Raw genomic sequence first — 2,004 nt, forward strand, 5'->3', positions numbered from 1 at the left:
AAAGCCGGGGCCGGCATGCAGGAACTTGGTGCCGATGCGGTTGTCCAGACCAATTCCGCGCGCCACTTCCTGGACGTTGGCGCCGACCTTTTCAGAGAGGTCCGCGATCTCGTTGATGAAGGTGATCTTGGTCGCGAGGAAGGCGTTGGCCGCGTATTTGATCATCTCGGCGGTGCGGCGCTCCGTGAACATCAGCGGCGCCTGGTTCAGCGATAGCGGCCGATAGATGTCGCCCATCACCTTGCGGCCGCGCTCGTCGGAGGTGCCGACGACGACGCGATCGGGGAACTTGAAGTCGCGGATCGCCGCGCCCTCGCGCAGGAATTCGGGGTTCGAGGCCACGACGACGTCGGCCTTGGGGTTAGCCTCGCGAATGATGCGCTCGACCTCGTCGCCGGTGCCCACAGGCACGGTCGACTTCGTCACCACCACGGTGAAGCCGGACAGCGACTGCGCGATCTCTTTCGCGGCGGCGTAGACATAGGACAGATCGGCGTGGCCGTCGCCCCGACGCGAGGGCGTGCCGACCGCGATGAACACGGCATCGGCCTCCGCGACCGGCTTCGACAAATCGGTAGTGAACGCCAGCCGCTTGGCCTTGACGTTGGTCGCAACGAGTTCGTCGAGCCCGGGCTCGTAGATCGGGATCTCGCCGCGATGAAGTGCCCCGATCTTCTTCTCGTCCTTGTCGACGCAAATGACGTCGTGACCGAAATCCGCAAAGCAGGCCCCGGACACCAGTCCCACATAGCCCGTCCCGATCATCGCGATTCGCATGAAAAACTCTCTCCGTTGACGACGGATGTTCCACTGAACACCCTAGACATTTCTCTATCCGGCCGCACGCCCAACATTAGGGCAGGTTGCTTCGCGAACCGAATAAACCTTAGCCGCCGCGCGTAACAGGCGTTGCGGACAACTCCTGAAACACGCGACATGCATTTGCTGCATTCTACGTATGCGACAGATACGCCACATAGGCACGCTTCAAGCCATCGTGAAGCGATGTCGTCGCGCGCCAGCCGAGCCTGGCGAGGCGGCTGACGTCGAGCAGCTTGCGCGGCGTGCCGTCGGGACGCGAGCTGTCGAAACTGATCTCACCGGTGTAGCCGACGATTTCGGCAACGACCCGGGCGAATTCGGCGATGGTGATGTCCTCGCCGGTGCCGATGTTGACCAGCTCGGCGCTCGAATAGGTCTTCATCAGGTGCACGCAGGCATCCGCCATGTCGTCGACATAAAGGAACTCGCGCCGCGGCGTGCCGGTGCCCCAGACGATGACCCGCTTCGCGCCCGCAACCTTGGCCTCGTGGAAGCGACGGATCAGGGCGGCGACCACATGGCTCAGTTCCGGGTGATAATTGTCGCCGGGGCCGTAGAGGTTGGTCGGCATCACGCTAATGAAGTCGCTGCCATATTGGCTGCGATAGGCCTCCGCCATCTTGATGCCGGCGATTTTTGCGATCGCATAGGGCTCGTTGGTCGGCTCCAACGGACCGGTCAGCACGGAATCCTCGCGCAGCGGCTGCGGTGCCAGCTTCGGATAGATGCAGGACGAGCCCAGAAACATCAGCTTCTCGGCGCCGTTCTGATGCGCGGCGTGGATCACATTGGCCGCGATCGCGATGTTGTCGTAGATGAACTCGGCGCGCAGCGTGTTGTTGGCGACGATGCCGCCGACCTTGGCCGCGGCGAGGAAGATCACCTGCGGCCGCGTCTTCGCGAACCAGTCGAATACCGCGGCCTGATTGCACAGATCGACCTCGCCCCTAGCCACGGTGACGAGCCTGACGTCCTCTTGCGCGAGCCGCCGCGCAATCGCAGCGCCGACCATGCCGCGGTGGCCGGCGACGTAGACGCTCTTGCCTTTCAGCTCAAACGGTGTGTTTGCCACTGCCAGCGTCCCACTTTGCCTGCGCCAGATCGCTCGCCATCATTTCCGCGACGAGTTCTGCAAAACTCCGCTTCGGCGTCCAGCCCAGCACCTCGCGCGCCTTGCTGGCG

General features: G+C 63.3%; 2 protein-coding genes and 1 pseudogene. All 3 read right to left on the reverse strand.

The annotated features are described in order from the left end of the window. Positions 1–777, reverse strand: a 777-nt coding sequence (locus IVB31_RS20640; RefSeq protein ID WP_247326045.1) for a UDP-glucose/GDP-mannose dehydrogenase family protein, incomplete at its 3' end; no start/stop codon positions are given. 175 nt (positions 778–952) lie between these two features. After that, positions 953–1,894: a GDP-L-fucose synthase gene (locus tag IVB31_RS20645; RefSeq protein WP_346730883.1), complete on the reverse strand. Its 942-nt coding sequence runs from the start codon at positions 1,892–1,894 to the stop codon at positions 953–955. Further along, a pseudogene (locus tag IVB31_RS20650) lies at positions 1,875–2,004 on the reverse strand (GDP-mannose 4,6-dehydratase); the annotation flags it as partial. The pseudogene IVB31_RS20650 and the gene IVB31_RS20645, both read right to left, overlap by 20 nt.

The sequence above is a fragment of the Bradyrhizobium sp. 21 genome, assembly GCF_023073335.1.
Taxonomy (GTDB): Bacteria; Pseudomonadota; Alphaproteobacteria; order Rhizobiales; family Xanthobacteraceae; genus Bradyrhizobium.